At 52.2% G+C, this 24,672-nt stretch carries 25 protein-coding genes and 3 tRNA genes; 6 read left to right on the top strand and 22 right to left on the bottom strand.

Annotated features, from left to right (window positions below; all coding sequences use genetic code 11):
- Positions 1–139: 139 nt before the first annotated feature.
- The gene (locus tag CKO_RS04630; protein ID WP_012131961.1) at positions 140–1,408 is read left to right on the top strand and encodes a dicarboxylate/amino acid:cation symporter; all 1,269 of its coding nucleotides are present in this window, start codon (positions 140–142) and stop codon (positions 1,406–1,408) included.
- 158 nt (positions 1,409–1,566) lie between these two features.
- Here CKO_RS04630 and cheW read toward each other — a convergent pair whose 3' ends face one another.
- The 6 genes from cheW to flhD all read right to left on the bottom strand — a co-directional run bounded on the left by cheW (position 1,567) and on the right by flhD (position 6,998).
- A complete protein-coding gene (cheW, locus tag CKO_RS04625; protein ID WP_024130249.1) occupies positions 1,567–2,070 on the bottom strand; it encodes a chemotaxis protein CheW in 504 nt (167 codons plus the stop codon).
- Positions 2,071–2,091: 21 nt separating this feature from the next.
- Positions 2,092–4,125, bottom strand: coding sequence for a chemotaxis protein CheA (gene cheA / locus CKO_RS04620; RefSeq protein WP_024130248.1), 2,034 nt, complete (start codon positions 4,123–4,125; stop codon positions 2,092–2,094).
- A gap of 4 nt (positions 4,126–4,129) precedes the next feature.
- Positions 4,130–5,056 carry a flagellar motor protein MotB gene (gene motB / locus CKO_RS04615; RefSeq protein WP_012131957.1) on the bottom strand — a complete coding sequence of 309 codons (927 nt, stop codon included), beginning with the start codon at positions 5,054–5,056 and terminating at the stop codon, positions 4,130–4,132.
- Complete coding sequence (gene motA, locus CKO_RS04610; RefSeq protein ID WP_024130247.1) at positions 5,053–5,943, bottom strand: flagellar motor stator protein MotA; 891 nt, start codon at positions 5,941–5,943, stop codon at positions 5,053–5,055. Before motA ends, motB begins: the two co-directional genes overlap by 4 nt.
- Before the next feature lie 123 nt (positions 5,944–6,066).
- Positions 6,067–6,645 carry a flagellar transcriptional regulator FlhC gene (gene flhC / locus CKO_RS04605; RefSeq protein ID WP_024130246.1) on the bottom strand — a complete coding sequence of 193 codons (579 nt, stop codon included), beginning with the start codon at positions 6,643–6,645 and terminating at the stop codon, positions 6,067–6,069.
- A 2-nt stretch (positions 6,646–6,647) separates the two neighbouring features.
- Positions 6,648–6,998 (bottom strand): flagellar transcriptional regulator FlhD, encoded by a 351-nt coding sequence (flhD, locus tag CKO_RS04600; protein ID WP_024130245.1) that lies wholly within the window; start codon positions 6,996–6,998, stop codon positions 6,648–6,650.
- Between the two features lie 793 nt (positions 6,999–7,791).
- Here flhD and uspC point away from each other — a divergent pair.
- Positions 7,792–8,220, top strand: a complete 429-nt coding sequence (gene uspC, locus CKO_RS04595; protein ID WP_012131952.1) for a universal stress protein UspC — start codon at positions 7,792–7,794, stop codon at positions 8,218–8,220.
- A 6-nt stretch (positions 8,221–8,226) separates the two neighbouring features.
- On the opposite strand, the gene otsA is transcribed toward uspC, so the two are convergent.
- The 6 genes from otsA to CKO_RS04565 all read right to left on the bottom strand — a co-directional run bounded on the left by otsA (position 8,227) and on the right by CKO_RS04565 (position 15,088).
- Positions 8,227–9,648, bottom strand: a complete 1,422-nt coding sequence (gene otsA, locus CKO_RS04590; RefSeq protein WP_024130244.1) for an alpha,alpha-trehalose-phosphate synthase — start codon at positions 9,646–9,648, stop codon at positions 8,227–8,229.
- Entirely contained in the window at positions 9,623–10,426 is an 804-nt protein-coding gene (gene otsB / locus CKO_RS04585; protein WP_024130243.1) for a trehalose-phosphatase, read from the bottom strand. Before otsB ends, otsA begins: the two co-directional genes overlap by 26 nt.
- A 165-nt stretch (positions 10,427–10,591) precedes the next feature.
- Positions 10,592–11,578 (bottom strand): arabinose ABC transporter permease AraH, encoded by a 987-nt coding sequence (gene araH / locus CKO_RS04580; protein ID WP_024130242.1) that lies wholly within the window; start codon positions 11,576–11,578, stop codon positions 10,592–10,594.
- 15 nt (positions 11,579–11,593) lie between these two features.
- A complete protein-coding gene (araG, locus tag CKO_RS04575) occupies positions 11,594–13,108 on the bottom strand; it encodes an arabinose ABC transporter ATP-binding protein AraG (protein ID WP_024130241.1) in 1,515 nt (504 codons plus the stop codon).
- A 114-nt stretch (positions 13,109–13,222) separates the two neighbouring features.
- Positions 13,223–14,212: an arabinose ABC transporter substrate-binding protein AraF gene (gene araF / locus CKO_RS04570; RefSeq protein ID WP_012131947.1), complete on the bottom strand. Its 990-nt coding sequence runs from the start codon at positions 14,210–14,212 to the stop codon at positions 13,223–13,225.
- Positions 14,213–14,530: 318 nt separating this feature from the next.
- Positions 14,531–15,088: a DJ-1/PfpI family protein gene (locus CKO_RS04565; protein ID WP_012131946.1), complete on the bottom strand. Its 558-nt coding sequence runs from the start codon at positions 15,086–15,088 to the stop codon at positions 14,531–14,533.
- Between the two features lie 487 nt (positions 15,089–15,575).
- On the opposite strand from CKO_RS04565, the gene CKO_RS04560 reads away from it, so the two are divergent.
- Positions 15,576–16,079, top strand: a complete 504-nt coding sequence (locus CKO_RS04560) for a non-heme ferritin-like protein (protein WP_012131943.1) — start codon at positions 15,576–15,578, stop codon at positions 16,077–16,079.
- Positions 16,080–16,141: 62 nt separating this feature from the next.
- On the opposite strand, the gene yecJ is transcribed toward CKO_RS04560, so the two are convergent.
- On the bottom strand, positions 16,142–16,393 hold the full coding sequence (yecJ, locus tag CKO_RS04555) for a DUF2766 family protein YecJ (protein WP_012131942.1): 252 nt from the start codon (positions 16,391–16,393) through the stop codon (positions 16,142–16,144).
- A 111-nt stretch (positions 16,394–16,504) separates the two neighbouring features.
- Positions 16,505–17,143: an RpiB/LacA/LacB family sugar-phosphate isomerase gene (locus CKO_RS04550; protein WP_012131941.1), complete on the bottom strand. Its 639-nt coding sequence runs from the start codon at positions 17,141–17,143 to the stop codon at positions 16,505–16,507.
- 259 nt (positions 17,144–17,402) lie between these two features.
- Between CKO_RS04550 and CKO_RS04545 the strand changes: the two genes are divergently transcribed.
- Both CKO_RS04545 and ftnA read left to right on the top strand, forming a co-directional pair.
- Positions 17,403–17,738, top strand: coding sequence for a YecR-like family lipoprotein (locus CKO_RS04545; protein WP_012131940.1), 336 nt, complete (start codon positions 17,403–17,405; stop codon positions 17,736–17,738).
- A gap of 194 nt (positions 17,739–17,932) precedes the next feature.
- Complete coding sequence (gene ftnA, locus CKO_RS04540; protein ID WP_012131939.1) at positions 17,933–18,430, top strand: non-heme ferritin; 498 nt, start codon at positions 17,933–17,935, stop codon at positions 18,428–18,430.
- Between the two features lie 33 nt (positions 18,431–18,463).
- Here ftnA and CKO_RS04535 read toward each other — a convergent pair whose 3' ends face one another.
- Positions 18,464–18,703, bottom strand: a complete 240-nt coding sequence (locus CKO_RS04535; RefSeq protein ID WP_012131938.1) for a YecH family metal-binding protein — start codon at positions 18,701–18,703, stop codon at positions 18,464–18,466.
- Between the two features lie 228 nt (positions 18,704–18,931).
- Here CKO_RS04535 and tyrP point away from each other — a divergent pair, with 228 nt between their 5' ends.
- Positions 18,932–20,143, top strand: a complete 1,212-nt coding sequence (tyrP, locus tag CKO_RS04530) for a tyrosine transporter TyrP (protein ID WP_024130240.1) — start codon at positions 18,932–18,934, stop codon at positions 20,141–20,143.
- A gap of 32 nt (positions 20,144–20,175) precedes the next feature.
- Here the strand turns inward: tyrP and CKO_RS04525 are convergent, their stop codons facing one another.
- The 7 genes from CKO_RS04525 to uvrY all read right to left on the bottom strand — a co-directional run bounded on the left by CKO_RS04525 (position 20,176) and on the right by uvrY (position 24,568).
- Positions 20,176–20,841: a YecA/YgfB family protein gene (locus CKO_RS04525; protein ID WP_012131936.1), complete on the bottom strand. Its 666-nt coding sequence runs from the start codon at positions 20,839–20,841 to the stop codon at positions 20,176–20,178.
- A gap of 184 nt (positions 20,842–21,025) precedes the next feature.
- Positions 21,026–21,112: transfer RNA gene (locus CKO_RS04520), tRNA-Leu, on the bottom strand.
- 12 nt (positions 21,113–21,124) lie between these two features.
- Positions 21,125–21,198: transfer RNA gene (locus tag CKO_RS04515), tRNA-Cys, on the bottom strand.
- Positions 21,199–21,250: 52 nt separating this feature from the next.
- Positions 21,251–21,326 (bottom strand) — tRNA-Gly (locus CKO_RS04510).
- Between the two features lie 151 nt (positions 21,327–21,477).
- Complete coding sequence (gene pgsA / locus CKO_RS04505; protein WP_012131934.1) at positions 21,478–22,026, bottom strand: CDP-diacylglycerol--glycerol-3-phosphate 3-phosphatidyltransferase; 549 nt, start codon at positions 22,024–22,026, stop codon at positions 21,478–21,480.
- A 56-nt stretch (positions 22,027–22,082) separates the two neighbouring features.
- A complete protein-coding gene (gene uvrC, locus CKO_RS04500) occupies positions 22,083–23,915 on the bottom strand; it encodes an excinuclease ABC subunit UvrC (RefSeq protein WP_012131933.1) in 1,833 nt (610 codons plus the stop codon).
- Entirely contained in the window at positions 23,915–24,568 is a 654-nt protein-coding gene (gene uvrY / locus CKO_RS04495; protein ID WP_012131932.1) for a UvrY/SirA/GacA family response regulator transcription factor, read from the bottom strand. Before uvrY ends, uvrC begins: the two co-directional genes overlap by 1 nt.
- Positions 24,569–24,672 lie beyond the last annotated feature (104 nt).

Below are 24,672 nucleotides of genomic sequence, written 5' to 3'. Positions count from 1 at the left end.
AATGAATAAATAATAAAAAATAGTTGTATCCCCCTGCGCTTTAATTCAATTTATATGATGAATATTTCAGTGCGACTCAATAAATAAAACAAAAGCGTTACTGACAACAACATGTTAAATCCAGCCAGAGGGCTTTTCAGTGGCAAGTGCAAACAAACTCACGTTATTTATCGTGATCTTCATGCTGGCAGGCATCCTGTCAGGCGCGGTGATTCACTCTTACGCGTCACAGGAGGCGATCGCCGCCTGGTCCGATAACATCACGCTCCTCACCGATATTTTCTTACGGCTCATTAAAATGGTGATTGCCCCGCTGGTTTTCAGCACGCTGACCGTGGGCATCATGCGTCTGGGGGAAACCGCCACTATCGGCCGCGTTGGCGGTAAAGCGATGGTCTGGTTTATCAGTTCTTCCGTGTTGTCCATTCTGGTGGGGCTGTTTATCGTGACGATTGAGCATCCGGGCAGCGGTCTGAATCTGGCAATTCCGGCAGAATCGGTCGACACCGGGCTTGCGGTGGGTGGTATGAGCTTAAAAGGATTCCTGTCGCACACCATTCCGACCAGCATTGCCGGGGCGATGGCCAATAACGAAATTTTGCAGATCGTCGTGTTTTCCATGTTCTTCGGTATTGGCGGCGCGTCGCTTGGCGAGAAATTCAACGCGCCGCTGGTCGCCGCCCTGGATGTGGTTTCACATATTATGCTGAAGGTGACCGGCTACGTGATGTACGTTGCGCCGTTGGCCATTTTTGCCGCGATCTCCTCGGTGATCGCCACTCAGGGGCTGGGGATTCTGCTTAACTACGCGTCGTTTATCGGCGGCTACTATGTGGCGATTCTGCTGACCTGCCTGGTGCTGTTGGCCGTGGGCTATATAGTGCTGAAAAAAGAGGTGTTCCGGTTAGTCAGCATGTTGAAAGATCCGGTGCTGGTCGCCTTTACTACCAGCAGCTCTGAAGCCGCTTACCCGAAAACGCTGGAACAACTGACGAAGTTTGGCTGCTCACGTAACATCGTGTCGTTTGTGCTGCCTATTGGTTACTCCTTTAACCTCGTCGGCTCAATGGTGTACTGCTCTTTCGCGTCGATGTTTATCGCGCAGGCTTATAATATTCATCTCTCTTTTGCGGAAATTACGGTGCTGATGCTGACGCTGATGCTGGCGTCAAAAGGAATTGCAGGCGTGCCGCGTTCTGCGCTGGTGGTGCTGGCCGCCACGATTCCGAGCTTCAATATTCCGGTGGCGGGCATTTTGTTGCTGATGGGGATTGACCATTTTCTTGATATGGGACGTTCCGCCATTAACGTGTTAGGAAACGGGATTGCCACCGCGATGCTGGCGCAGAATGAAGGTTTGCTGGAAGAGGACGCGGAAGAACGCGTTCCGCAGCAGTTAGTGGGGTAATGTATTTGCCGGATGGCGGTGTAAACACCTTATCCGGCCTACATACAGTGATGAGTCATGTGTAGGCCGGATAAGCAAAGCGCCATCCGGCACAAACAGAGCGCGCCTCACCCGTAGGCCGGATAAGCGAAGCGTCATCCGGCACAGGCAGTCAACGGTTATGCAACGTGGGAAGCGGCGATATCAAGCAGCGCCATCTCATCGCTGTTCAGCAGTTTCTCAATGTTCACCAGGATCAACATACGTTCGCCAAGCGCGCCCAGACCGGTCAGATATTCCGTAGACAGGGTAACGGCAAACTCCGGCGCCGGGCGAATTTGCTCCGCCGTCAGCGACAGCACGTCAGACACGCCGTCCACCACAATCCCTACCACGCGTTGTCCCAGATTCAACACGATGACCACCGTGTTATCGTTATACTCAACGTCGCCCTGGCAAAACTTCACGCGCAGATCGACAATCGGCACAATCACGCCGCGCAGGTTCGTCACCCCTTTAATAAAAGAAGGCGTGTTAGCGATGCGCGTGACCTGATCGTAGCCACGGATCTCCTGCACTTTCAGGATGTCGATACCGTACTCTTCATCTCCCAGTGTAAATACCAGGAATTCCTGACCTGACGGCTCGCCGGCCAGTTTGGTTACATTACTCATACCGGTCATATAATTACCTTTCTCAATCAATCAGGCGGCTGTGATCGCCATACGTTGTTCACGGTTTAAACCCTGCAATGCGGAGACATCAACGATCAGCGCCACGCTGCCGTCGCCCAGAATCGTCGCCGCAGAAATGCCTGGCACCTTGCGATAGTTGCTTTCCAGGTTTTTCACTACCACCTGGTGCTGTCCAATAAGCTGATCAACCAGCAGTGCGTAACGGCGACCGCCGCTTTGCAGGATCACCACAATGCCCTGCGTGGCTTCAGTTTTGGCGCCAACGACATCAAAGACTTTCCACAGTTCCACCAGCGGCAGATACTCGCCGCGCACTTCCAGTACGCGCTCGCCTCCGGCCAGCGGGTGCAGATCGTCTTCACGCGGTTGCAGCGATTCCATTACCGCATTCAGCGGCAGAATGAACACTTCGCCCGCCACGCGGACGGACATCCCGTCCAGAATAGCCAGCGTCAGCGGCAGCAGAATGCGAATGGTGGTGCCCGTCCCCTGCTTCGACTGGATTTCAACGTGGCCGCCCATCTCCTGGATGTTACGTTTCACCACGTCCATGCCCACGCCGCGACCGGAAACATCCGTCACCTGCTCGGCGGTGGAGAAGCCCGGCGCAAAAATCAACATGCCCACTTCTTCATCGGTCATGTTTTCGTTGACCGCCATCCCCTGAGAGACAGCTTTCGCCAGAATGCGCTCGCGATTCAGCCCCGCGCCGTCATCGGTCACTTCAATGCAGATATTGCCGCCCTGGTGTTCAGCGGAGAGGATCAGATTACCGATCGCATTCTTCCCGGCTTCAAGGCGTGTTTCCGGCATCTCGATACCGTGATCGAGGCTGTTGCGCACCAGGTGGGTTAATGGATCGATAATGCGTTCAATCAGACTTTTATCCAGTTCCGTCGAGCTGCCAACGAGGGTCAGTTCGACCTGTTTGCCCAGTTTACCCGCCAGGTCGCGCACCAGACGCGGGAAGCGGCTGAAGACGTACTCCATCGGCATCATACGAATCGACATCACCGACTCTTGCAGATCGCGGGCGTTACGTTGTAACTGACCCATGCTGGTGATGAGATCGCCATGATTAACCGGGTCCAGTTCATTAGAACGCTGGGCCAGCATTGACTGAGTAATCACCAGTTCGCCGACCAGGTTGATCAACTGGTCTACTTTCTCAACCGCCACGCGAATACTGGTTGACTCTCGCTCACGGGCCGGCTTTTCACGCTCGGCGCGCCCGGACTGCGGTTCGCTGGCGGCGGCTTTGGCAACAGGAACCACTGCGGTCGGTTGCGGCGTAGTTGCCACAGCAACAGGCTCCTCGACCTGCGCGACCGGGGCTGAGGAGACCGTCTCAAAGGCTATCTGATCGGCTTCAATCACAAAGCAGAGCACCGCAATGATGTCATCTTCCGCAATCGTGCCGTCGAGGGTCGCGGACAGCGAATCCTCGCCTTTCACCACATCCGTTAAGGTGGCCAGGTTGCCCAACTCTTCTTCAAGCAGATCGACTTCATTGGCTTTCAGGCGCGAAAGAACCACGCGCAGTTTGCTCTCTTCCGCGCTGTTTTCCTGTGCGACTGTCTCTTCCTGTATCGCCGTACCGTCGACGACGCTCAGTTTGGCAGCGTTAACCACCGCCGGAGCGGTTTCCCCTTTCGCCTCGAGCGCTAACTGACGTAACGCGTTGCAGATATATTCGAAGCTTGCGGCATCCGGCTCTTCCGAGCTTTTATAGGCGTCGAGCTGTTCCTGCATAATATCTTTCGTTTCCAAAAACAGGTTGATAATGTCGGTATTGAGCTGCATCTCACCGCGCCGGGCTTCATCCAGCAGGTTTTCCATCAAGTGGGTTGTTTCCTGCAAAACGGTAAAGCCGAAAGTACCTGCGCCGCCTTTAATGGAGTGCGCCGCACGAAAAATGGCATTCAGTTGCTCAGAGTCCGGGGCTTCAGGCGCCAAATCAAGCAGGTGCTGCTCCATGTCAGCCAACAGCTCGTCAGCTTCATCAAAAAATGTCTGATAAAAATCGCTAATATCCATGCTCACGCTATCACCTCGGATTGGCTGGTGGCGATGTGGGAACGCTTACCGGCGGGAGTGCCGCTGGCTGTTGTAAGACACTTACCGGCTCATTCTGGCTTTCAGCGTTTTCATGCAAAATGGCCTCTTCTGCCTGCTTGTTCAACACCAGCAGACTTATACGGCGGTTGATGGCGTCATCAGGACCGCGATCGCTCAGACGCATCGTGGCGGCCATGCCTACCACCCGTAATACTTTTCCATCATCCAGACCGCCAACCACCAGCTCGCGACGCGAGGCATTGGCGCGGTCGGCCGACAATTCCCAGTTGCTGTATCCCCGTTCGCCGCTGGCGTACGGGAAATCATCCGTATGACCGGAAAGGCTGATGCGGTTAGGAATACCGTTCAACACCGGCGCAATACCACGCAGAATGTCACGCATGTAAGGTTCAACCTCTGCGCTGCCCGTCTTAAACATCGGGCGATTCTGGCTGTCGATAATCTGAATGCGCAGCCCTTCCTGAACCAGGTCAATCTTCAGGTGCGGCCGCAATGCGCGCAATTTGGGATCGGACTCAATCAGCTGATCCAGGTCGCCGCGCAATTTGCTCAGACGGCTCTGCTCCATACGCTTTTTCAGTTCATCAATATTGGGTTGCTTGTTCACTTCACCCTGCTGCTGGGTGTAGTCCTCGCCGCCGCCGGGGATCGGACTTTCACTGTTCGCGATGCGATGTCCGCCCGTTATCGCTGTTGCCAGCGGCGTACGGAAATATTCGGCAATTTGAATCAATTCTTTAGGACTGGAGATAGAAATCAGCCACATGACGAGGAAAAAAGCCATCATCGCCGTCATAAAGTCGGCGTAAGCAATTTTCCAGGAGCCATGCGCCCCGCCGTGACCCTTATGTTTCCGCCGTTTTACGACGATAATTGGATGGGGCTGATTCTTCATGCTTCCTCGGTCGTCGTCTGCTGCTGGTTCGGGTTTCTCACTGCGCGTACGTGCTCTTCCAGTTCAATGAACGAAGGACGTTCGCTGGAATACAATGTTTTACGACCAAATTCGACGGCGATCGGCGGCGCATAACCGTTCAGGTTAGAAAGCAGTGTGATTTTTACGCACTGCATCATTTTGGTGGTTTCAGCGCTCTTTTGACGCAGCACGCTGGCGAGTGGCGAGATAAACCCATAGGCCAATAAAATCCCGAGGAATGTCCCCACCATCGCATGGGCGATCAGCGCCCCCAGTTCAGCCGCCGGACGATCGGCGGAAGCCAGCGCATGGACAACCCCCATGACCGCCGCAACGATACCAAATGCCGGTAATGAATCGCCCATCAGCGCCAGGCTGTTGGCAGGAACTTCCGCCTCGCTTTCGTGGGTTTCAATTTCCTCATCCATCAGCGCCTCAATTTCAAAGGTATTCATGTTGCCGCTGATGATCAGGCGCAGATAATCGACGATAAAATCAAGCATGACCGCGTCGGCCAGAATACGCGGATAGCTGGCAAAAATTTCACTCTCTTTCGGGTTTTCAATGTCACGTTCCAGCGAGAACATCCCCTGCTGACGCGATTTGGCCATCAGGCGATAGAGCAACGCCAGCAAATCCATGTACATCGCTTTTGTGTATTTCGAACGACGAAACAGTAACGGGAGCGCCTTTAACGTCCCTTTGATCGCTTTGCCGTTGTTACCGACAATGAATGCCCCGATCCCCGCACCACCGATGATGACGAATTCAGCCGGTTGATAGAGTGCTCCAAGGTGTCCGCCGGTCATCATGTAACCACCGAAAACTGTACCGAGAACTACCAGGTAACCTAATAAGATAAGCACGACATCATCCTTCCGCTGTTGACTAAAACAGGATGTACAGTCGGGCGAATAACACGTCGGCAAGGCAAAAAAAGCAGCGGTAATTACTTACCGCTGCTGGAGTGTTTGTCCACACCGTATCGGTTAAACAGCCTGTTCGATCTGTTCATCCAGCAGTTGTGGAATAATATCGGCAGCATTTTGGGAAAGTTTACGTCTTTTTACTGCGCGGGACGGCGGCTGGCACAAACTACAGGCAAAACTCCCCGCAGGCTGATGCGCATGGGTAATAAAATTCCCGCCACAGCAATTACAGGTCGATAATTCAAGCAGCCCGCTTTCCACGAAACGCACCAGCGTCCATGCGCGTGTTAACGCCAACAATGGCCCGTCTTCCGCCTGCGGGCACTGTTCCAGATACAGACGGTACGCTTTAATGACCGCATCCACGCCGCTGCACAGACCGGTTTTGAGTAAGAACTGCCAGGCGTTGCAAAACATGGAGGCATGAATGTTTTGCTCCCATGTCATAAACCAGTCCGTTGAAAAAGGAAGCATACCTTTTGGCGGAGGACTGCCGCGTAACTCTTTGTATAATTTGATGAGGCGACCACGACTTAACTGCGTTTCGCTTTCCAGCATTTGCAAACGGGCGCCCAAAGAGATCAATTCCATCGCTAACTGGATATCGCGAGCTTCCTGAACAATGCTTTTTTCACTCATCATCAAGCCCTTTTCTTACGCGCCGCATCATCGGCCTGATTCACATCGTGTAACAGGCGTGTTGAAAGCATGATACCGGTATGAATTTGCTGAAGATCGTCAACGCGAGAATCCTGGGTCAGCTGGGTAACTGTCTGGTGGTTGTCAAAACGGAAATGACATACCAGCTGGTTTGTTTCGGCCAGTTTAACCATTTGTGGAAGAGTCAGAGTACCCAACGTGTTCGCCATCTCTTCACTGATACCAAGGCGGAACATCGCGGATGCTTTGTCCTGAACGATCAGACGCTGTGCAAGGAGTAAATATGACAGATTGATGTCATAAATGTGTTTCAGCAACTCGGATGTATGCATTGTTCCCATCCAGAATAACCAACTTTATTTTTATGCGGTGTAACCGCACCCCGTGATGTCGCCGGGAATCCCCGGTAAAAAAAGCAAAAAGGTCAAATGCATAGCCACGCCCAGGCACCGATGCATACAGTAAAACCCCCCTTAATGGGGTGTCAGGTTTTTACACGTTTACATGATTTATTACAAAATGCCTAAGATTTTTCCTAATTCGACGCAACTCTACTCGTCAGCACGAACACATACAACGGAGCCGGGCTGCGAATTTGAGAAATATGTGATCCAGATCACATAAATCATCCAAATACTTAACATAAATCCATCAGTTGAACTTTTATTTTGATTATTTTTTAGCCTTTCGTTCAGTTTTTCTATTCCAGATACACGAATATGTGCGTAAATAATCACTCATGCGTTATGTTTAGCACCGTTAAAATAACATCTGAAAATATCCCCCTTCCTGAATATTCCTGTCGGGGACGTAAAATAATTTAATCGTTTCTAAACAACCACTTAAATATTAAGCAGGGTTAACCAATAGACGGTATCTATGATGCATAACAAGTTAATTTTTGTTACATCGTAATTAACATTTTGTTTTCATAATTGGTCGATTTAAGTTAAAGCGCGCAATAACGTTTACAATGTGCGTTATGCCACTATTCCATTTATAAGAATAATTAATGAATTATTATGATAACCTTCACACTATCGTCACAGGAAAACATTGCAGAATTCGACTAAACAGAGTAAAGCTGAAGAAGAAACCTCATATTCTTGCAATAAGGAGCGAGTTATGAGCTATACGCATATTCTTGTCGCCGTCGCCGTTACCCCCGAAAGTCAGCAGCTGTTAGCGAAAGCTGTCTCCATTGCTCGTCCCGTCAATGCCCGCATTAGCCTGATTACCCTCGCCTCTGATCCCGAGCTGTATAATCAATTCGCCGCCCCCATGCTGGAAGATTTGCGGGAGGTGATGCATGAAGAGACGCAGGATTTTCTCGACAAACTGAGTGCGAAGGCAGACTACCCGATTGAACAAACATTCATTACTTACGGGGAGTTAAGCGCGCATATTCTGGATGTGTGTCGTAAGCAGCAGGTGGATTTGGTCATTTGCGGCAATCATAATCACAGCTTCTTTTCGCGAGCGTCCTGCTCAGCGAAAAGTGTCGTTAGCGCCAGTGAAGTTGATGTATTGCTGGTTCCGCTTGCCGGTGATTAGCGGGCGTCAGGCAAGCTTTGGGAAGGTGGCGACCTTATTGCGATGCAGCGTTTCTGCGCTACGTGGCGCGACATCCTTTAGGTCGCGAATAAACCGTTGCTGCCAGTGATTAATATCATTTTTAATAATCGTCTCAAGCATTTCCGCGTGGCGTGAAATGCGTTCGGCAAGCGGCATGGTCAACGCGCGGTGGAGCGCTACGGCCACATCATCCCGATCATAAGGGTTAACAATGAGCGCGGACGTCAACTCATTCGCCGCACCGGCAAACTGCGACAAAACGAGAACGCCGGGATTTGCCGGGTCCTGCGCGGCGACAAACTCTTTCGCGACCAGATTCATGCCATCCCGCAGCGGGGTCACTAACCCGACATCCGAGTAGCGGAACACCTTCATCAGCAGCTTGCGATCAAAGTGCTGGTTAAGATAGTAGAGCGGCGTCCAGCCAAGCTGTCCATATTTACCGTTGATACGCCCTGCTTCCGTCTCCAGTTGGTGGCGGATATCCTGATAAGCCTGCACTTCACCGCGCGAGGTCGGCGCTATCTGCGTGTAGCGAATTTTCCCGTGGTGCTGGGGGTATTTCTCCAGCAGCGCTTCATACGCCTGGAAACGCTCCGGTAATCCTTTGGAGTAATCCAGACGCTCAACGGAAAAAATGTTTTGCACATTTTTCAGCTCCGCTTTTAGCTGCGCCAGTTTCGGCGGTAACGGCCCGGAAGCCTGTTGTGCGATCTCGTCAGGTTCAATGCCAATAGGATAGACCTCAGTGCGGAAGGATTTCCCCCATGCCGAATGGCTCTTACTGCCGCGCGTGGTTACTCTGGTCTGACTTGACAGACTGTCCAGAAACGCCAGGCGGTCGTTTTCCGTCTGGAATCCCAGTAAGTCAAAATCACACAGTTGTTCCAGCAGCGTATCATGCGGCGGCAAAGCATTGAAAATTTCCGGCGTCGGGAAAGGGATATGCAAGAAAAAGCCGATGCGATTATTCACGCCCCGCTTGCGCAATTCACTGGCAAACGGCAATAAATGATAGTCATGAACCCAGATAATATCGTCATCTTTCAGTAAGGGCAGCAGCTTATCCGCCAGCAGCGCATTCACCCGTGAATACCCTTCCCACGCGGGGCGCTGGAACTGCACCAGATCGAGTCGATAATGGAAGGCAGGCCATAAGACCGCATTCGAAAACTGGCAATAATATTCCTCGTAGTCCTGCTCGCTCAGATTAAAAGACGCCCAGGTCATATTGCCTCGTGTGACCTTTTTTAACGGCTTATCCTCGTTGCCCGTCTCGCCACTCCAGCCGAACCACAATCCGCCCGCCGCTTTCAATGCGCCCAGTACGCCAACTGCCAGGCCACCCGCGCCGCCTTTATTATCCGGGGGAGCAATTCGATTAGATACTACGACTAAACGACCCATAGCCATCTCTCCTGTCATTCATTAATTTTTTTTCTTGTTGTGGATTGTTAATTTCTTCCAGCCAGCGCCAGACCTCAGGAACGCCTGCCAGACGTCCTGTTGCCCGGGTCGCCCCGGCACCCACTTTGACTGAAATCCCTCCCAAATTATTGACGACGTCAAAGCCCGCCTCATCCGTCAAGTCATCGCCCACAAAGACAGGGATACGCCCTGCAAATGGCGCTTCTTGCATAAACGCGGCAATGGCCTCCCCTTTGTTCGCGCCTTTCGGTTTAATCTCCACCACGCATTTACCCGGCTGAAGCGCAAGCTGTGGCCATTTCTGCGTAATGTGCTGCGCCAGCGCCAGCAACGTCGCCTCATGCTGCGGCGCCTGCCGGTAATGCAGCGCAAAGGCCATGCCTTTCGCTTCCAGTTCCGCCCCTGGAAGATTTCCCAGCGCGGCGTGCAGCTGCGCGCTGACATCGCGTGCTATCGCCTGCGGAAGGCGCACGATATGGGTATTACCATTGATGTCACGGCGTTCCGCCCCATGCACCCCGGCGAGGGGAAAGCAAAAGGGGGCTGAGAGCGCATCAAGTTCAGCCATTGAGCGCCCTGAAATCAATGCCAGCGCCCCTGCGTTATGCGTCGAGAGGCGGTGTAACAGCTGGAGAATATTGTGCGGCACCACCACCTGATCCGGGTGTGGTTTAATCTCCGCCAGCGTCCCATCAAGATCGAAAAAATAAGCATAGTTTGCGGACAGTTCGGGGGATACGGTTAACGGTTCTGCCACCCTGTTCTCCTCCTTAATCATCGTTTTTGAGGCGCGCGGATCGGCCCCATTAGCCATGTAAGTATAGACAGTGTGACGCTGCTCGCCATTTAGAAAGACAATAGCCAGCCGGGGTAGCGGCTGGCTATCGGGAGGAGCTAAACTAAATAGTTACGGTTTATTTCATTAAACGGTGCGCTTCGCCTTTTGTTTGTAACGGTCGAAGATTACCGCTGCCAGCAGGATTAAGCCGCGCACGACGTACTGTGCAAAGGGGGAAATGTTCAGCAGGTTCATGGCGTTTTCCACCGTCCCCAGGATCAACACCCCCGCGACCACATATGAGATTTTTCCGATGCCTCCCTTGAGGGAGACACCGCCTAATACGCAGGCTGAAATCACAATCAGTTCATAACCAATGGAGGTCATTGGCTGGCCGCTGGTCATACGCGACGCCAGGATAATCCCCGCCGCCGCCGACACCAGCCCGGAGAGAACGAAGATAATGATCTTCGTGCGTACTACCGGCACCCCGGCCAGACGCGCCGCTTCTTCATTCCCGCCAATCGCCAGCGTATTGCGGCCAAACGTGGTTTTATTCAGCAATAAACCAAAGATAACCAGGCACCCTACCGTTAACCAGATCGGCGCAGGCAGCCCAAACCAGTTGGCATACCCGAGGGTGAAGAAGCGCTCATCTTCAATCCCTACCGCTTTACCGTCAGAGATGATATAGGCCAGACCACGGACAATCTGCATCGTGGCGAGCGTGGTAATCAGGGCGTTGATCTTTAAACGCGCGATAACAAAACCGTTCACCAGTCCGCAGAGTATGCCCAGCAGCAGCCCGGCCGCCACGCCAATCCACAGGCTTTCGGTCATATTGATGACCACCGCGGTGGTGACGCCGGCACAGGCAATCACCGAGGCGACGGAGAGGTCAAAATCGCCGGACGCCAGACAAAACAGCATCCCGCACGCCACCATACCCGACATCGAAATCGCCAGCCCCAGCCCCTTCATGTTGATGAACGTGGCAAAGTTAGGCACAAAGATCGCACACGCCAGGAACAGGACGGCGAACACCACCAGCATGCCGTATTGATCCCAGATACGCCCGAAGCTAAACGGCGACTTAGGTGCGCCAGAACCGGATGTAGTTACAGAAGACATCTTACTCTCCTTTACTCAGGCGACAGCCTGGCTGACTTTAGGCATAGCAAGGCTCAGGGCCTGCCGTTCATCCGCCTGTTCGTGAAGTAATTCACCGGCGATCTCACCTTCACGCATCACCACAATACGGTCGGCAACACCAAGAACTTCCGGCAGATCGCTGGAGGCAAACAGCACGGCCACACCGCGCGCCGCCAGAGCGTAAATAACGTTGTAGATCTCGTGTTTTGCGCCGACATCAATACCGCGCGTCGGCTCATCAAGCAAAATGACCTTCATCTCTTCCGATAACCAGCGTCCCAGAATCGCCTTCTGTTGATTCCCCCCGGAGAGATTCATAATGAGTTGCTCAGCACCTGGCGTTTTTATATTGAGGGAGCGAATATGGTGTTCGGCATTGCTCTCTTCCCAACCGTTATTGATCAGGCACCCGCCCAGCACATGCTTACGCCGGGCGCTGATGTTGATATTGTCGCGAACCGAATGCACAGGAATGATCCCCTCCGCTTTGCGATCTTCCGGGCACAGCATCATGCCTGCCGCAATCGCGTGCGCCGGTTTGCGGATATCAATGGGCTGCTCATCAATGAACACCTGCCCTCCGGTGATGCGCGTTCCGCCGAACAGCCCTTTCATTAATTCACTGCGCCCGGCGCCAACCAGACCAAACAGGCCGACAATTTCGCCGCTGCGTACGGATAAGCTGACAGGCGCGCGAACGCCCGGCGCTTTCACCTCTTGCAGCCGCAGCCGCTCTGCGCCACAGGCGCGAGGCTGCCAGCCGTAGATATCGCCGAGATCGCGCCCAACCATCGCCTGAACCAGCGCGTCATGGTTAACCTGCTGCATATCGGTAAACGTTTTAACGTAGCGGCCATCTTTAAACACGGTAATGGCATCGCTCAGTGCAAAGATCTCTTCCATACGGTGCGACACATACAGAATGACGCGCCCTTCTTTGCGCAGTTCGCGAATTACCCGGAACAGGTTCTCGATCTCCCTGGCGGAGAGCGAGCTGGTCGGTTCATCGAAAGCGATAATTTTGGCGTTACGCGCTAACGCTTTCGCAATCTCCACCATTTGCCACTGGCCAATCGAGAGGTATTTCAGCGGGGTATCCGGGGAGATATCCATCCCCAGATGTTGTAACTGAAGACCGGCTTCGTAGTTGAGCAGCGTCCGGTTAACAATCCCCCCTTTATGCGGGAGCTGGCCGAGATAGATATTCTCCGCAACGGTCATTTCCGGCACGAGGTGCAGTTCCTGGTAAATAATGGCGACACCGGCATTCAGTGCAGCCGTGGTGTCGGCAAAGGTCATCTCTTGCCCACGGATCGCCAGCGATCCCGTGGTTGGCGCATAGTTGCCGCTGAGAATTTTTAAGAGTGTGGACTTCCCGGCGCCATTTTCGCCCATCAGCGCATGCACCTGACCGGCATAACAGTCAAAACTGATATCCGTCAGCGCCTTAACGCCAGGGAACGTTTTCCCGATGCCGCGAAATGAGAGATATGGGGTGGGCTGTTGCATAACGTCTCCGTGAGTCAGGATTTTGCCGGATGACGGCGTTGCCTTATCCGGCCTACTGAATACGCAATTCGCAGGCCGGATAAGCCGTTTTCGCGTCGCCATCCGGCATTTGTGTTACTTGCCGCCTAAACCTTTTTTCGCCAGTTCTTCTTTGAAGTTGTCACGGGTGATCAGCACCACGTCGGTCACTTCAGTGAATTTTGGCGGTTCCGCATCTTTGGTTACCCAGTTGTAGAGCATTTCACTGGATTTATAGCCGTGTACGTCCGGGCTGGGCAGCAACGAGCCGTAGAATCCTGTCGCCTGCGCTTTTGACAGTTCGCTGATCGCATCCACACCGTTAATGCCGATGCCGATAACGTCCGCCGCCTTAAAGCCCTGACCTTCGGTGGCGCGCACGCCGCCCAGCACGGTGTTGTCATTCATGCCGACAATCAGCCAGTGTTTCACTTCAGGGTGTTGAACCAGCATAGAGTTAGCGGCATCGAATGCGCCGGGAATATCATTGGATTTCGTTGGAACCTGATAGATCTGTTTTTCCGGGAAGCCCGCAGCTTTCAGCGCTTCCATCGAGCCGGACGTGCGGCGACGCGCGGTATCCAGTTCATTAGCGGTAATCGCCATCACCGCCGTTTCCTTCACATCCCAGCCGCGGTTTTGCATCTCCTTATACAGCTCCTGCCCCTGGCGCTCGCCAATTTTCGTGGCCGCCATCATCACCAGCGGTACGGTGTCCATTGGCTTACCTTTCGCGTTGACGAACTGATCATCCACAGCGATTACCTTCATGTCATACCCACGCGCTTTTGCAACGATCGCTGAACCCAGTTTCGGGTCCGGGGTACAAATAACGAAGCCTTTTGCCCCACTCGCCGCCAGGCTGTCGATGGCGTTCAGGGTTTTCTCACCGTCCGGCACCGCAATTTTAATGACCTCAAAACCCAGATCTTTCCCGGCTTTATCGGCAAATTTCCATTCTGTCTGGAACCAGGGTTCCTCCGGTTGTTTCACCAGAAAACCGAGCTTCATGGTTTCCGCGATAGCGGATTGTGACATAACGGCAGCCAGACCGATGGCTGCCAGCGCTTTAGTAAATTTGTGCATGGTTAACTCCAGCTTTAGCGTTCTTTTATGTAGGGTAAAATCGAACGATTCTTTGTAATTTAGCCGTAAAACAAGGTATTACCTTAAAAGCCAAGGATTGATACCCGTGCTGGTGTTAGTTGTAGCGGGAAATTGATTCTCCATAGGAGAGCGGCATCACACCGCAGAATTACAGTAATTGCGTACATAAATTCAGCGGAAAATGACATAAAAAAAGAAGGTTTTGTCAGACAAATAAAAAATGGGTAGCAGATTAGTCCATAACATCAGCCAGCAAATCCTTGTCCCCGAATGCAGGCGCATCCGGGGAAATATGCTTTACCAGGCATAGTAAATATGATCGGCATGATCGCGAACAGAAGCGTCATCCCCTGACAGACGAGCAGCCAGCATCAGCGCAAAATCAAAAATATGCCCTAACCCTTTGCCGCTCAAGAGATTGCCATCTTCCACGACCGGCGCATCAACATATTCACCGTCAGTCACATTTTCCCATAGGTCGCCAGAGCAAACGTAACGGCGCCCTTTCAGCAGACCATTGCCCCCCAGCACCCGCGCTGCGGCGGAGCAGACCGGACAGATCAATTTACCCGCAGCGTCATGGCGGGAAACGAAGTCGATCACCTGCGCGCTGGCGGCCAGATTAGCGCTCCCCTGCGGGCCGCCGGGCAAGACGATGGCGTCATACAACGTGTCCAGACGCCCGGCGAGGGTGTTGTCCGCAACCATTGGAATATCGTGATAACTCACTACCGCGCGAGATTCCGCGCAGGCCAGCGTTTCAACATCAATATTCAGGCGACGCAGAATATCAATAGTGACCACGGCTTCTGCTTCTTCGAATCCTGGCGCCAGCAGGACAGCGACCTTTTTCATTTACGACTCCTCGCTTTACTCGTGTTAATCACACCGAAATGACGAATTGTTCATTCGGTTATATTTAAAATAATGGGCAAAAATGATCTGGCGCAAAAAACGTTGTCGATAATTTCGGCCAGAACTGTTTCGCCCGCTAATTATTTGATCCTAACACGCCGGTGTATTTTCTTTTGTGATATGAAACATCATTTCAAAAATAAATATCAATTTAAAATCACGTAAAATCAATCATGTATATCAACATCCGTTATATTCTTACATTCTCCGTCAGCGATATACCTTCAGCAAACTGTAAAAAAATATAAACATTTGGATTTAAGGATTTTCTTATAGCCGTACTGGCGCTATGCTTATTTTCGATCGGCAACGGAATCAGCTTTTTGATCACATAAAGGACCGGCAGAACGGATTTATTCTGCTAACAGTATTCATTGCGCATACATGAGTAACGCGCATCACCCTTTCTGGAAATAAGGATATTGATATGGCGACAGCTGGAATGGTTCATAAGCTCAACACCCAAATGAACCTTGAATTTTACGCATCTAACCTCTACCTCCACCTGAGCGACTGGTGTTTTGACCACAGCCTGACCGGCACGGCGACCTTTCTTCGTACCCAGGCGCAGGGAAATGTGACCCAGATGATGCGCATGTTCAATTTTATGAAGAACGCAGGCGCCAACCCCATCGTGAGAGCCATTGATGTTCCCGGCGAAGAGTTAACCTGTCTTGAAGAGTTATTTCAAAAAACGCTGGATGAGTATCAGCAACGCGCCAGTACGCTCTCACGCTTAACCGACGAAGCCAAAGCAATGAATGACGCACCAACGCTCAACTTTCTCCACGACCTGGAAAAAGATCAGCAGCAGGATGGCGTTCTGTTACAGACGATTCTCGATGAAGTTCGCAGCGCAAAACGCGCGGGATTGTGTATGGTGCAAACGGACAAACACTTACTCAACGTCGTCAACTATCAACACCACTAACCGCTATATTGCCACGACGTTACGCCTCCCGTGCCGGGAGGCTGTTACGCAGTCGCTTTACTTTAGTGCGCTTCGTCCTGCGGCGTGAATTTCAGCTCAATCAACGCAATCGCCTTTTGAATGGCCCGCATAGTAACCGGGTCCGCAGCGGCAGGGTGGCTGGTAAAATCGATGTTTTTCAACTGGCTGGACATCTTCTCCCGAACTTCAACCGGGGCAATAACGTCAATAACATCCAGAATCTGTTTGATAACTAACTGGCAGGCGACAACGTCAGAGACCAGTTCCTGATCGGCGTTCAGTGGTTGGGACATAGTAAGCTCCTTATAGAAAGGCCGCCATAGTACCCATTCAGGAGAAGAAACGGTAGCAAAGCAAACGCGGTAAGCCGGATAAACGCCGCGTTATCCGGCTTACATGACACATTAACCGAGAATGTCGCGAACGAACGCTTCGATCTCTTTATCCTGGCAATTGTCAAAGAAACACTGCTGGAAACGTGGGCCGGAGACCGCCGTTTTCACCAGTTCAGGATCGATGGCGCGCAGCGTATCCAGATAGTTTTCTTTCACCACCGCCGCTTTCACCTGGTTCAGAATGCCCGCGTTACGTACCTGCGGTTCTTTACGTTCTGGTGGATACCCTTCCCCGTTACGGCCGGTGAATGCTTTTTCAAAGATGAAACGCACATTCAACTCCGCACCCCAGCCAAAGCCTTTTGCGAATGGCAGAGAAAGCGCATTACCGTTGTTAATCTGCGCAAACAGGAACGCATCCGCCGGGTCGATGCAGTAGCCGCACACCACGCCCGGATGAATATTCAGCGACATCAGCGCGCCCTGCCCGGTGCCGCAACCCGTCACAACAAAATCCACCGCTTTGGCGTTAAGCAGAATGCTGGCCATAATACCAAGGTGGATATAAGTCAGATGATGGTCGTTTTCATCGCTCATCCCGACGTTGAAAACAGGGAATCCCTTTTCATCCGCTACCGCTTTAAGCTCGCGATGAATGGTGGCATTTTTACCTGCCTGGCTGTTTTCCATCATCAGTGCAATTTTCATTCTGTCTTCTCCTGAATGCGTCGCGGGAAATCCCGCCGTGAGTCGTTGACGTATACGTCACATTACTATCTCGCAAACATACTTTCAAATTTAGTGAAAAATGGTTTTAAAAAATTAAGATGTGCTCACACTTTTCCCGTATCGCACAAAGAGCCGGTGTCGTTGGGATTAATCATGGGCAATTCTTAAGCTATTCAGGCCATTGAATGTCTACTGTTCAAGATAGGATGTGCTGTCACCGGATTCTCAGAGCGATATTATGAAAACCTTTATCCTTGGCCTCTCACTCATAGCCCTGACGGGATGTACCCTCACCAAACAAGCGCAGGTCAGTGAAACCAACCCGACAAGCGGGATTGTCCGCCTCAGTTATAACCAGGCGATGATGCAAACGGCGCGCGCGGATGACTATGTTGCGCACGGTACGGCGACACGCGAATGTCAGCAGATGGGATACGCCAACGCCATCGCATTCGGTCAGCCAGTGTCAACCTGTAGCGTTTATGCCGGTTCGCTGTGCATGAACACCAGAATCACGCTGTCTTATCAGTGTCAGGGCGTAGCCATCCAGCCAATATCCGTTGGCGGGTATTAATATCTTTAGCCAGCATGACGCTGCTGGCTTTAATTATTCTCATTGCATATTTTTATATTTAATAGCGTTAATGCGTTTTATTCCCATTCGCATTTTTAATAATTAAATTTATTATTTTACCTTTTGCAAATAATTAAATAACAAATTATAGTGACGCCACATCAACGTATAATGATTCTTTGTGGAGCGGAACCATGCTGAAAACAGAAATGATCGACAAACTGAATGAGCAAATGAACCTTGAATTATATTCTTCTCTGCTCTACCAACAGATGAGCGCATGGTGCAGCTACCATAGCTTTGAAGGGGCGGCAGCGTTCCTGCGTCGTCACGCGCAGGAAGAGATGACGCATATGCAGCGCCTGTTCGATTATCTGACCGATACCGGTAGCTTACCGTGCATCAATACGATCTCTTCGCCTGCTGCCGAATATGCTTCACTGGATGAACTGTTCCGCGCCACCTACGAACACGAACAATTAATTACGCAGAAAATTAATGAACTGGCGCATGCCGCGATGACCAACCAGGATTATCCGACATTCAACTTCCTGCAATGGTATGTCGCTGAACAGCATGAAGAAGAGAAGTTATTTAAATCTATTATTGATAAATTAACGCTGGCAGGGAAAAGCGGTGAAGGTCTGTACTTCATCGATAAAGAACTGTCTACGCTTGATACCCAAAACTAAAATTAAACGGTGAGGCCCCCTCACCGTTTAGGCTCAATGGCGGCAGATCTTGCTTTCGTGCGTAGAGAAGCCGTCATCCTTCGCAATAAACTTACCCTTCGCCGCCAGAAACGCCACCAGCTCCGCCGCCGTCATATCAGCAGCCGAACAGGTATGAAAACGCGCCTGTTCACCAAAACGCGCCGTAATCGCCGCTTCCAGGCTGGCATTCGAATACTGCTCGCCTGACTCAATCATCATATTCAGCACTTCGTGGCCGTGAATAGAATCCATACATCCTCCTCAATAAAGCCTGTAGCCTACCGGGAGCCGGTGAATAGCGCTTTGCGCTAACGCAGGTTTACATGCACAGCCGATGCAATCGTGGTGGCGCACGCCTTCATGCCAATTTTCGTAAACAATGGTATACACATGTTGTAACGGTCATTTGACGAAAATAATGTTATGCCTTACCCTGCGCCGCAGATATAACCGTTGATTATCTCTGGGACAGAGGAAAGCGTGAAAAATAGAACTCTGGGTAGTGTTTTTATCGTGGCGGGCACCACTATCGGCGCCGGTATGCTGGCGATGCCGTTGGCCGCCGCTGGCGTTGGTTTCAGCGTCACACTGGCGTTATTGATTGGGTTATGGGCATTGATGTGCTACACCGCGCTGTTGCTCCTGGAAGTATATCAGCACGTTCCGGCAGATACCGGGTTAGGAACGTTGGCAAAACGCTACCTCGGACGTTATGGGCAATGGATCACCGGCTTTAGCATGATGTTTCTGATGTATGCGCTCACAGCGGCCTATATCAGCGGGGCTGGCGAGCTGCTGGCCTCAAGCATCAGCGACTGGACGGGCGCCGATATGTCTCCGGCGATGGGCGTTTTGCTGTTCACCGTGGTTGCCGGTGGCGTCGTGTGCGTCGGAACCTCGCTGGTTGATCTGTTCAACCGCTTTCTCTTCAGCGCCAAAATTATCTTCCTGATCGCCATGCTGGCGCTGCTGATGCCGCATATTCATAAAGTGAATCTGCTTACGCTGCCGCTGCAACAGGGTCTGGCGTTATCAGCAATTCCGGTCATTTTTACGTCGTTCGGTTTTCACGGCAGCGTACCCAGCATCGTCAGCTATATGAACGGTAATATTCGCAAACTGCGATGGGTGTTTATCACCGGTAGCGCAATCCCGCTGGTGGCATACATTTTCTGGCAGCTTGCCACGCTCGGCAGTATCAACTCCTCTACCTTTATGGGCTTGCTGGCCGATCATGCCGGGTTAAATGGCCTGTTGCAGGCCTTGCGTGAGGTGGTTGCCTCGCCGCACGTTGAACTGGCGGTGCATCTGTTTGCCGACCTGGCGCTGGCGACATCGTTTTTGGGTGTGGCGCTGGGATTGTTTGATTATCTGGCAGATCTGTTCCAGCGACGCAACACCGTCGCCGGGCGTCTGCAAACCGGCGCGATTACCTTCCTGCCGCCACTGGCGTTCGCACTCTTTTACCCGCGCGGCTTTGTGATGGCGCTGGGATACGCTGGCGTCGCGCTGGCGGTGCTGGCGTTGCTGATCCCTTCCCTGCTCGCGTGGCAAAGCAGGAAGCATAATCCGCAGGCAACGTATCGCGTCGCGGGCGGCGTTCCGGCATTAGCCCTCGTCTTTACCTGTGGGATAGTGGTGATCGGCGTACAGTTCTGTATCGCCGCCGGGCTACTGCCTGAAGTGGGATAAAACAAAAGGGGCGTTAAGCCCCTTTTTTGTGTTTAGTGCAGACAGCACTGTTTATATTTTTTACCGCTGCCGCAGGGGCAAGGATCGTTGCGCCCCACCTTTACTTCCGCTCTTACCGGCACCTGCACCGGCGTTTCCTGCGGGTGCGCCATCCAGTACGCGTGTAAATCCAGGGCGGCCAGACGAATCGCGTTAACGCTCTCATCAAACGCTTCTGGTGACATTTTTTCAACCACGGCGAAGTTCTCTTCCGTACCGTGCAGCGCAATGGCTTTCAGCGCGGGTTGTAGCGTATCCGGTAAGGCGGACCAGTCAGAGAGCGCGACCCCGCGCATATAGCCAAAGCACCACTCTTCCACGATGGTCAGCTCATGACCTTCGACTTCACGCAGACCGAACAGCGGTTCAAACTGTTCCGGGAACTCATTAAGCCTGTCTGCCGTATCCGCCATATGCTGAAACGCCAGTTCCATAAAACGCGTCATCTCCTTTTCAGAGGACCAGCGCGGAACATACTGCGCCCCACCCCATACCGCGACCAGCCATTGCTCTGGCTCAATCTCATACGGCGAACTGAGTACAGCCGTCAGTAAACCATCCAACTCTGACACATCCAGAATCGCGTGATCGGTATTGTACTTTGTCAGTACATCATCCAGCCATTCCAGCTCGCTTTCGTTTAACGGTCCTGTTTTCATAACGCTTTTCCTCAGTGAAATACTCTCGCCCGCAATTATCTTACATGGCTGACGAAGTAAGGGATACTTATTGGGGAAGGAATGGCAGACAAGATCATCAGCGAACAGATGACAGACACAAAAAAACCACCCGGAGGTGGTTTTACGACACTGCTTATTGCTTTGATTATTCTTGTCTTTCCCATGGTACCCGGAGTGGGACTTGAACCCACACAGCGCGAACGCCGAGGGATTTTAAATCCCTTGTGTCTACCGATTCCACCATCCGGGCTCGGGAAGAAAGTGGAGGCGCGTTCCGGAGTCGAACCGGACTAGACGGATTTGCAATCCGCTACATAACCGCTTTGCTAACGCGCCATATTCTTCAGGCTTTTCAGCCAGACACCCGCTATTGCCGATGTCTTTAAACTGGAGCGGGAAACGAGACTCGAACTCGCGACCCCGACCTTGGCAAGGTCGTGCTCTACCAACTGAGCTATTCCCGCATCATCAAGTAACTTTGTTAATCACTTGATTTTGTTATCGTCTGGCAACCTGCGCCGCCGTTCGATGCGTTGCATTCTACTTACCTGACGCAACGAGTCAACGATATTTTTCGCCACCCACGATCGTTTGCTGAAATTTGCGGCGAAACGATCACTGATCAAGCAAATCCCCGCGTGCAGCGCTCAAATACTGGAACATAGACCACAGCGTCAGCACGGCAGCAACGAAGAAAAGCGCGATCCCGGCATATTCCACCCAAATGTTTGGACGCCACAGCAGCCACGCCAGCGCCGCCATTTGCGAGGTGGTTTTCACTTTGCCGATCCAGGAAACCGCCACGCTACTGCGTTTGCCCAGCTCGGCCATCCATTCACGTAGCGCGGAAATAATAATTTCACGCGCAATCATGGTCGCGGCAGGCAGCGTCACCCACCAGCTGTGATAATGCTCCGTCACCAGCACCATGGCGATCGCCACCAGCACCTTATCCGCCACCGGATCAAGGAACGCGCCAAAACGCGTACTCTGGTTCCAGCGACGCGCCAGAAAACCGTCGAACCAGTCGGTCACGGCGGCGATACAGAAGATTAGCGCAGTAACGAAGGGAGCCCATGTAAATGGCAGATAAAACACCAATACAAAGAATGGGATCAGAATGACGCGAAACAGCGTGAGCAACGTAGGGATATTAAATTGCATAGTGACGGGTAACTATCTGTTGTCAGAGAAATTACCCCTATGTTGCTACAGAGACCTCAATGTTTCAACGAGTAGAAGATCTTTTCTGCCAGACCTTGCGAAATACCCGGCACTTTTGCAATTTCCTCAACACTCGCGTTACGTAGTCCTTGCAAACCGCCCATATATTTCAACAGCATTTGTCGACGTTTTGGCCCGACGCCTTCGATAGTTTCCAGCGTGCTGGTGTTTTTCACCTTCGCCCGTTTTTTGCGGTGCCCGCTGATGGCGTGATCGTGCGATTCATCGCGGATATGCTGAATAACGTGCAGCGCAGGCGAATCCGGCGGCAGGCTAAAGCCCTCCCCCTCGGGTTCAAAGAACAACGTCTCCAGACCGGCTTTACGATCGGCACCTTTAGCAACGCCCAACAATAAAGGATGATTTTTATCCCACGGCACATCCAGTTCTGCAAAAACGGCCTTCGCCTGACCAAGCTGGCCTTTACCGCCATCAATCAGAATAACGTCAGGAATCTTACTTTCTTCAATCGCCTTGCCATAGCGTCGGCGCAGAACCTGATTCATCGCCGCATAATCATCGCCCGGCGTAATTCCGGTAATGTTGTAGCGACGATACTCCGCACGCAGCGGCCCGTTAGCGTCAAAAACCACGCAGGAGGCCACCGTCTGTTCTCCCATCGTGTGGCTGATGTCAAAACACTCCATCCGCTTCACCGCAGGCAGCTTCAGCACGCTTGCCAGCGCGGTCAGACGCTGCGTGATCGTCGATTGCTGCGACAGTTTGCTGATCAGCGCCGTCGCGGCATTGGTTCGCGCCAGCTTCAGGTAACGAGCGCGATCGCCGCGCGGTTTGGTCTGCACATTAATGCGCCGCCCGGCCAGTTCGGACAAAGAATCCGCCAGCAGCGTTTTATCGCTCAGGTTGAAATCCAGCAGGATCTCTCCTGGCAGCGTGCGCATCTGGCTGCCTTGCAGATAGAACTGGCCGACGAACGTTTCCACCACTTCGCCCAGTTCCGTCCCGTTCGGCACTTTCGGGAAATAGCTACGGCTGCCCAACACCTTGCCCTGGCGGATAAAAAGCACATGCACGCAGGCCATACCCGCATCGAACGCCACGCCGATAACGTCCAGATCGTCGCCGGTATTGGAGACAAACTGTTTCTCAGTAACGCGGCGCACAGCCTGAATTTGGTCGCGTATGCGCGCGGCCTCTTCAAATTCCAGATTCTGGCTGGCTTTTTCCATTCGGGCGATCAATTGGGTCAGAACCTGATCGTCTTTCCCGGATAAAAACAGCCGAACGTACTCCACCTGCTGCGCATACTCATCTTCACTCACCAGTCCTTCTACGCACGGCCCGAGGCAGCGGCCAATCTGATATTGCAGACAAGGACGCGAGCGGTTGCGGTAGACGCTGTTTTCGCACTGACGAATGGGAAAGACTTTTTGCAGCAGGGCCAGGGTTTCACGCACGGCATACCCGTTCGGGAACGGGCCAAAGTATTCACCTTTGGCATGTTTCGCCCCGCGATGCATTGCCAGGCGTGGATGGGTGTCACCGCTGAGAAAAATGAAAGGATAGGATTTATCATCGCGCAATAACACGTTATAGCGCGGTTGATACAATTTGATGTAGTTGTGTTCGAGCAATAGCGCTTCGGTCTCGGTATGCGTCACCGTGACATCAATTTGCTGAATTTGCGCAACCAATGCTTCGGTTTTTCGCGAAGCAAGGTTGCTGCGGAAATAGCTGGAAAGCCGTTTTTTCAGGTCTTTCGCTTTACCGACATAAATAACCGTACCACCGGCATCATACATACGATAAACGCCGGGTTGGCTGGTCACGGTTTTTAAAAATGCTTTTGCATCAAACAGAACACTCACTAGCTTGTTAACGTCTCCGCATTACACAGGCCGTGGCGAATTGCCAGGTGAGTCAACTCAACATCACCATGAATGTTTAGTTTACTGAACATTCTGTAGCGATAGCTGTTCACCGTTTTAGGACTGAGATTCAGTTGTTCCGAGATCTCATTAACCTTCTGGCCCCTGGTGATCATCAGCATAATCTGCAACTCGCGTTCAGACAAACTGGCAAAAGGCGTTTCTGTTTTCTCAGGCTCAATCTGGCTCAGCGCCATCTGTTGAGCGATATCTGAAGCAATATAACGCTGCCCGGAAAAAACCGAACGAATCGCGCTGACCACTTCCTGAGGCGCAGCGCCTTTACTCAGATACCCTGCGGCTCCGGCCTGCATGACTTTCGCCGGTAGCGGGTTTTCCGTATGGATCGTCAGCATGATCACTTTAATATCAGCGCTTGAGCGGGCAATTTTGCGCGTCGCCTCAAGACCGCCGATTCCGGGCATGTTCATGTCCATCAGCACAACGTCGACGGCGTTCGCGCGACACCACTTTACGGCGTCCTCGCCACAACAGGCTTCACCGACAACCTTTATGCCCTTTATATCTTCCAGAATGCGTCGTATCCCTGCGCGCACCAGTTCGTGGTCATCAACAAGAAGAACGTTGATCAAAGGAATATCTCCAGAATAGGGATAACGCTACTGATAGTTAATCGACCCTATATTAGCGGGTTTTATCTCAACTTTGAAACGTAAAAAACGTGGGGCATTCGATT

This window comes from Citrobacter koseri ATCC BAA-895 (assembly GCF_000018045.1).
Taxonomy (GTDB): domain Bacteria; phylum Pseudomonadota; class Gammaproteobacteria; order Enterobacterales; family Enterobacteriaceae; genus Citrobacter_B; species Citrobacter_B koseri.
The sequence above is the reverse complement of the archived record's forward strand: the minus strand, read 5'-3'. Positions and strand labels throughout refer to the sequence as shown.